Raw genomic sequence first — 7,231 nt, 5'->3', positions numbered from 1 at the left:
CCTTTAACCGCATTCAAACGTCTCACACTAACTTCCACCATAGCGGAACTTAATCTGAAACGCTTTCAGATGAGAGGATTTTGTGCGCTCTTTTTTTCGATTCAGTTTGGTTAAAAAAGCAATAAAATCAAGCATTAGTAAAACCAGTGGAACTTACCCTGACACGGATTTCCACTGGTTTTTACAATTTTTATCAGACTAACTTCCACTTGGATTAGCGGTGGAACTTAGTTTGGGAATTTACCAAATATTTCAGCTAATTGAAAGACCTGTGTAACATGACCACAGGTATATTGATTTATTTATAACTCAAGGCTGCAACTCCAATACCAACCACAAATTGCAAGAGGATTCCTACAGAGATAAAGGATTATTTGTTGCGTCAAATCAAGTAAAAAGATCATTTCAGGTCCTGCCAGTAACTTCGTTTTCTTTCCTTTATTTCATTTTCCCTAGAATAGTGAAAAATCCTTCTCTTGTTAATGAGTTTCATAAGAAAAAGGCTGGAGAATCCAACCTTCTCTATTTATTCAGCTAAGAGTACTTCTTTGATGGTTTGCTTTTGGAGTTTTCTGTTGGATAGATAAAAGAGGCTTTCATAAACCACAGCAAAACCGATCAAAGTCCAGAAGCAAACATTCCCATCAAAGTGATGCTCAATCTTTTCAGGAACCGTATCTTTGATCACACCAATCAAGATTTCCATGATAGCGTACTGATAAGCCGTCCCAAGAACAAATCCTAGATAGGCCCAGAAACGATAGGGAGATAGGATATGACCTTGGCATTCACGATCTGTGTAACCAAAAGCCTTCATAAGAGCCAGGGTTTCGCGACTTTCTGAGACGACAATCCCCAATGACAAAAAGAGAATAGAGAAAGAAAGGATCAAGCCAATCATGATCATCATGGTTTGGATGATGTTATCTGTGTAGTCCCTTAGACCAAAGGACAATTGAACCATAGCCGCAAAACACATAGAGCCAAAGACTACAAAAAACAGGATAGATTTTCTCCCCCAAATTAGTGACGAAGACAGCTCTTTTAGGAAGTCTTTCTCTTTCTTAGGAGTTCTCTTTCTCCTCTTGACCTTAATTGGTGTTGGGGACTTTTTCAATAAGCGAAGAGCCGGCGTTTGTAGTTGTCTTCTAGCATAACCAACCGCAATAAGCATAAAAAATGCCGTTGGAAGGACCACAAAAGCAAGCAAGAGCTGCCAATGAAAATGAATGGTGATTTCTGGCATGATCCCCTTTTCATTGCGGAAGTCATAAAAATGCCCCATCATAAGAAAAGAAGCAAAATAGCCAAGAAGCGCTCCGGCACCAAAACTGAGTCCAAAGGCCCAAAATCGTTTAGCCAACTGGCCATTGCTATAGCCCAAAGCCTTTAAAATTCCTAATTGTTCCTTGTGTTCATCGACAAATTGTTTGATATAAAAACACATGAGAAGGACCGACGTCAAGGACAAGACGACTCCACTGACCATGGCCACCATCCAGGAAAGCGAAACCTGAGCGTCATAGTAGGTCTGAATCATGGGATTAGTTTTAGAAATCTCCAACTGCTCGATATCAAGGTAAAAATTCAAGAAAAGATTGGCCACAAAGACCGCACAAGCTCCAATGATACTTACGACAACTAATTTTCGAATATCTTTTGCTGAAAACATGGCTTACCATCCAATCTCATAAGCAGTCTGAGGCCGATCATTGGTCACAACTTCGGTAATCTTGCCACTATTGACACGAATGATGGTTCTTGCCATATTCGCAATATTTTGGTTGTGCGTCACCATAATTAGGGTAAAGCCCAGCTTTTCCTTTAACTCCCAGATATAGTCGAGAATCTTGCGCCCTGTTTCTTCATCCAAGGCTCCCGTCGGCTCATCTAAGAAAAGAATCTCTGGATTTTTGGCCAAGGCCCGAGCAATGGAGACTCTCTGCTGTTCCCCACCTGACAATTCACTCGGATACTTGTCCAGTTTATCGCCAAGTCCCAAATCCTCGATAATCTGCAAAAAATCATGATTGTTTGCCAGGTCTGCCCCCATCTTTACATTCTGTCTGACTGTTAGATTAGGCAATAAATAATACTGCTGAAAAATAAAGGCAATCTTCTCACGTCTAAAGGCTGTCAATTGAGTATCTGTGAGTTGAGCCAAATTCTGTCCTTGAATAAGGATATGTCCCTCGTCTACCTTTTCTAAACCTGACAGAACGTTTAAGAGAGTTGACTTGCCTGAGCCAGAAGGACCGAGGATAACCACATCATCCTGGTCTTGAATCTGCAAATCAATCCCTTTTAAAACCTTGGTTTGGCCGTAACTTTTGTGCACATTTTCTAGTTGAATCATTTCTTTCCTACCATTTCTTTGATGAGAGATTGACAAACCTCTGTCAGTAATCCAATCACTTCTTCCATTCTGAATTGATAAATGCCAGAAGCAACTATTGAGGCCATCCCGTGTGAGTAGATAAATAGATGCTGGTACAAGCGACCAGCCTCCTCTACATTCAAAGGATAGTCTGCGACGATTGAATCCAGAACCAATTGGTAACTATGATCCTTCACGGGAAGAAAATCTTGAAAGCGACGAATCAGATCTTTGCTGGGGTTTTGAAAAAGCAATTGAAAGAGTTGGGGTTCTTTTGAGGCGAAAAGGATATAAGCAACCCCGACGGATCGAAAAGGCTTCTCATCTTCTAAGGCCTTACGAATATACTCCACCACGACCATTTCCGCAGCACTAATAACCTCTGCTTGTAACTCGGCCATATTGGTAAATTGCCCAAAAATGACTCTTGGTGTAGCTCCCAGTTGCTCCGCTAATGCTCGAGCCGTCAAACTAGTCATGCCCTCTTCTCTCACCAATTGTAAAGCTTTCCCAATGATAGCCTCTTTACTAAATTTAACCTTTGGTGGCATAAGACTCCTTTCACGCAACATTCGTTGCGCAACACTTGTTGTGTAAAAGAATACCATAAAAAAGAAAGACTTGTCAAGAAAAAACTGTAAAATACAAAACAAAAAGACAGCGAACTTTTTATTTCTTTGCTACCCAGCCGATGGTATCGCTAGGTGGATTTTCGGGATTAATCCAGATGAATTCAATGCCGATTTCACCATTTTTAAATTTGATCAATCGAATACCGTTAATCTCCAGTTCATTGAGTCGTTGACCTGTCAAGACTTCTCGTTTTTTCAACTGAAAAGCATACATAGAAATTTTTAAAAATTTTCTCTATCCTAGACCTGCTATTATTTCAGAAGCTATATTAGCTGATTCCAAACGTAATATGGTCATTTCATCTACCTTCCCTAATAATGGCATTGCACCATACCAAACAATGGTCTTGTTTACCAAAAGAATAGGCGTGACTATTTTTGATTGAGTGAAAGACACTTTAATCTTCGTGCTCTTCAACTGGTCTAGCCATGCTTTATTTGCAACCGTCTCTGGTATACATATCTCAATTTGACTAATCCTAAATTCTTTTAGAAAACTCATCAGTTTTGTCTGGTGCACATAAGGTAAAATAAGCATACACTCCTGTCTTTCCCCTGCTAAGTCCTCTCTCAAGATATTCTCATATCTACTATCAACATAAACGAATTGTTTCTCCTCACCCTCGATGACACGATAATCCATCTTTCGATAAGCTACTTGTCGTTTCTGAAACATCTTTTCTAAATAAGGAACATGAATATCCACATAATCGAAAATACGCACCAAAGACTTATCTTTGTAATTTCTATGAATCCGACCTGCATACTGAATCAAATTATTTTTCCAAGAAAAGAGTGCTGCCAAGATTGTACTGACCCCCAAAAGTTAGACAATTAATTTATCCAAAGGATTTAGTTCTGTATTGTACAGGGCTAAGTCCTTTTAGTTTTACCTTAATTCGTTTATTGTTGTAGTAATCAATATAGTCTACAATGGCTTGTTCCAATTGCTTAAGCGACTGAAATGACTTCTCATAACCATAAAACATCTCCGATTTCAGAATGCCAAAGAAAGACTCCATCATACCGTTGTCTGGGCTGTGACATGGATGCTTGAATTCCCTTACTCTCTAGGAAGCGATGATAAGAATCGTGTTGGTATTGCCAACCTTGGTCACTATGGAGAATCGTATTCTCGTAGTGTTTCTCTGTGAAGGCCTGTTCCAACATCGTTTTTACTTGTTCTAAGTTGGGTGAAGTTGAAAGATTATAGGCGATAATTTCGCTATTAAAGGCATCTAAAACTGGTGATAAGTAAAGCTTTTGAGTACTTGCTGGAATGGAAAACTCTGTCACATCTGTGTGGCACTTTTCCATTGGTTTGGCTGCTTCAAATTGGCGTTGAATAAGGTTATCTGCTTTCTTGCCAACGTCTCCTTTATGAGAAGAATATTTTCGTTTCTGCCGCATTTTAGCTTGTAAATTGAGTACTTTCATCAAGCGTTGAACTCTTTTATGATTTACCAGATAACCACGATTTCTTAGTTCTAAATAAATCCGACGATAACCATAATTTCCCTTGTGTTCGATAAAAATGGATTGAATTTCAGCTTTAAGCTCTTGGTCCTTATCTGGTTTATCTAGCTGTTTCAAGTGATAGTAGTAGGTCGAACGAGCTAGTTTAATGGTTTTTAGAAGAATATCTAACGAAAACTCAGTCATTAATTCTTGAACAATTTCTGTCTTTCTTCTTTCTCTTTTTCCTCCTTCAATCGGAGTTCTCTTAACTTTTTTAGGATGGCATTCTCCGCTCTCAGGTACTCATTTTCTGCTTGAAGACGTTCTAATTCTGTCCTCTCTTCAGGTCTCTTTTTTGGCTTACGTCCCATTTTAGGTACTCTCCCTCTTGTTTTCTCAACAATAGTATACCCGTTTTTCTTGTATTGTGCTAGCCAATTAAGAAGTATCGTACGACTTGGGAGACCGTATTCAAGAGAAACTCTATCTTTAGTCCAGCCTTCATGTAAGACTTTATGAATCATTTCTTGTTTTAAATCAGGAGAATAGTAACGATTTTTTCCTTTTTTGACGAACTCCATTCCGTAACGATCAATCAATTTAATCATGTACCTAATATTAGAATTGTTTATCCCAAATTTATTTGAAAGCTTCTCTAAGCTATATCCTTGTTTTCTAAGTTCATAGATCTGAACTTTATCATCATAAGTTAATTTCATAATAAAAATACCCCAAAAGTTAGATTTTTTCTGTCTAACTTTTGGGGTGCAGTTCACTAAAACTTTGATGATATACGTTTTCTTATGAGAATATTTACTTCGTTTTTTTCATAAAATTCAATGTTTACTCAGTATTAGGATTATGAAAGGTCGAAGTCTAAATCTATATACATTTTTTCTGAAGACAAATCATTTTGACCACCGAGCAAGAGATTTTCAAAAAAAGCTGTTAAAAACTCAGGACGTCGCTGTAAAATCTTTGCATTATCTAATACCAAGGCTTCACGAAAATACTTGGAATGTTGCTGAAATGGTGTATTATCAATATCAAAACCAAACTCACGAAGATACTGAATCAAAAAAACCGTTACTGTCCGAGTGTTTCCTTCGCGAAATGGATGAATCTGCCAGATTCCTGAAATAAAATGCTGGATTTTTTTAACCACATCCACCTGAGTTAGTGTCGCATATGCAACTTGTCTTTCCTGATTAAAATCATAATCCAAGGTCATTTGAATCATAGAGAAATCAGAGTACACAACACTTTCACCATTCAAAACAGGTTCATTCTTTGTGATATTGGTTTGACGAAATTGCCCCACCGGAATAGAGGCTTCAAATATATCTTGAAACAACTCCTTATGAATAGCAAGTAGGGTCGCAGGGCTGAAGCTAAAGCCTCTTCGAGATAATAGTTCCACGATACGAAGAGAAACCAAGTCTGCCTCCTCCGTACTTGCATCAATGGTATGATGATAAGCCTTTGCATCTTCATAAACCTGCTCGTAAGTCAGTTCACCTCGGGATTGTTTCTCAGCCAAAGATTCCATATAAGCTGATGGCACTAGATTATCAACCTTCTGTAGACCAAAACCGATCCGCCATAAATCACGTTTAGCTTCATAAGACAAGTTTGGGTTGTCAATGTTGTAAGTTGGTTGCATAGAAATATCCTTTCAATTGTTTTTCTTCAGTGACTGAATAATATGATTATCAAGATATATCTGAATAAATGGGCTAGTAAGTCTGACGCGCAGACTTATCGAAGTCATTGGCATACACCACTCTGAACTCGTTGGTCTGTTCAAATCCCAACTCAATTCCCCCAACACCTGAGAAGAAGGCTGCAATGTTGTACTTCTCAGATCGGTTCGAACTTACAGAATTTGTCATGTAGTAACCTGCTTTCTAGAAATAGATTAAATATATTTATTATATAATGCAACAATGGTAAGAAAAATTAATAAAATAGAAGATACAATCCAAATAATATTTATATTCAGTCTAATCTCTGATATATTTTCAACTTGCTGTTTAAATTCAGATTCAGAAAATAAACTACCAATATCTTCCCCTATCAAAATATCTTTATAATTATTTTTTAATCTCTCAAAAACTTTATTGAAATCTGTCATATCTTTATTAAATTTTTTATTAGATAAATAACAATAAATTAAAGAACCAAAAAGCGCAAACAGCAACAACCATAGAATATCTTTACTAAAAATATTATCTAGAGGAGAATCAGATACAATATTAGCTATCATAGTAGTCGTAATAAATGCTACTAACGCAACAAAGTTATTGCTAAAACTACCAATTATAACATTACTATACTGATCCATTTCATACAGTGTATGTACTATAAAATCACCTATATCCTTTTTAGCACTTAGATATTCCGACACATTATTTTTTATATATAAATTATAAACCCTTGAAATATCTCTTACACTTAATTTTAAATCACTAAAATCAAATATTGACGATTCTATTACTTCCCTTGCTATTGTAAGTTTATCCAGATAAATATCATCATGGTAAATCCAATTAAAAATATCATATATTTCCTTGGAGTATAAAAAAGAAAATTGATTTATATTTATAACATCTGTTATGTTCTTTGTTGCATCTTTAGATAAATTTAATTTCTCTTTGTGAAGAAATGAAAAAGAAGATAGATAAATAAATGAAAATAGTATCTCCCATTTTTGAAATAGTTCTTTTATTCTAGAATCGAACTCACTACTGACTATATGAAAATT

Annotated in this window: 6 protein-coding genes and 3 pseudogenes; all 9 read right to left on the bottom strand. The window is 36.6% G+C overall.

Features of this window, described 5'->3' with window-relative positions; genetic code table 11:
• Positions 1-526: 526 nt before the first annotated feature.
• Positions 527-1,672, bottom strand: a complete 1,146-nt coding sequence (locus D8787_RS10655) for an FtsX-like permease family protein (RefSeq protein ID WP_125423704.1) — start codon at positions 1,670-1,672, stop codon at positions 527-529.
• Between the two features lie 3 nt (positions 1,673-1,675).
• The gene (locus tag D8787_RS10650; RefSeq protein ID WP_125423701.1) at positions 1,676-2,356 is read right to left on the bottom strand and encodes an ABC transporter ATP-binding protein; all 681 of its coding nucleotides are present in this window, start codon (positions 2,354-2,356) and stop codon (positions 1,676-1,678) included.
• Positions 2,353-2,928, bottom strand: coding sequence for a TetR/AcrR family transcriptional regulator (locus D8787_RS10645; RefSeq protein ID WP_125423698.1), 576 nt, complete (start codon positions 2,926-2,928; stop codon positions 2,353-2,355). Before D8787_RS10645 ends, D8787_RS10650 begins: the two co-directional genes overlap by 4 nt.
• 118 nt (positions 2,929-3,046) lie before the next feature.
• Positions 3,047-3,208, bottom strand: a complete 162-nt coding sequence (locus D8787_RS12140) for a hypothetical protein (RefSeq protein WP_185776809.1) — start codon at positions 3,206-3,208, stop codon at positions 3,047-3,049.
• A gap of 36 nt (positions 3,209-3,244) precedes the next feature.
• A pseudogene (locus D8787_RS11955) lies at positions 3,245-3,817 on the bottom strand (DEAD/DEAH box helicase); the annotation flags it as partial.
• Between the two features lie 31 nt (positions 3,818-3,848).
• Positions 3,849-5,186: pseudogene (locus D8787_RS10630) on the bottom strand (IS3 family transposase).
• A 140-nt stretch (positions 5,187-5,326) separates the two neighbouring features.
• Positions 5,327-6,130, bottom strand: coding sequence for a Fic/DOC family protein (locus D8787_RS10625; RefSeq protein WP_125423689.1), 804 nt, complete (start codon positions 6,128-6,130; stop codon positions 5,327-5,329).
• A 76-nt stretch (positions 6,131-6,206) separates the two neighbouring features.
• Positions 6,207-6,359: pseudogene (locus D8787_RS10620) on the bottom strand (DNA cytosine methyltransferase); the annotation flags it as partial.
• Positions 6,360-6,385: 26 nt separating this feature from the next.
• The coding region (locus D8787_RS11545) for a hypothetical protein (RefSeq protein WP_185776807.1) at positions 6,386-7,231 on the bottom strand (846 nt) is incomplete at its 5' end.

The organism is Streptococcus mitis (assembly GCF_003944325.1).
GTDB lineage: Bacteria > Bacillota > Bacilli > Lactobacillales > Streptococcaceae > Streptococcus > Streptococcus mitis_CW.
Note: the sequence above shows the minus strand (reverse complement) of the source record. Positions and strands in the feature narration are given on the sequence as shown.

What these genes read in the sequence shown, in the direction of transcription:
- D8787_RS10655 (WP_125423704.1), bottom strand. Translation starts at nt 1,672, where the DNA reads ATGTTTTCAGCAAAAGATATTCGAAAATTAGTTGTCGTAAGTATCATT.
- D8787_RS10650 (WP_125423701.1), bottom strand. Translation starts at nt 2,356, where the DNA reads ATGATTCAACTAGAAAATGTGCACAAAAGTTACGGCCAAACCAAGGTT.
- D8787_RS10625 (WP_125423689.1), bottom strand. Translation starts at nt 6,130, where the DNA reads ATGCAACCAACTTACAACATTGACAACCCAAACTTGTCTTATGAAGCT.
- D8787_RS10645 (WP_125423698.1), bottom strand. Translation starts at nt 2,928, where the DNA reads ATGCCACCAAAGGTTAAATTTAGTAAAGAGGCTATCATTGGGAAAGCT.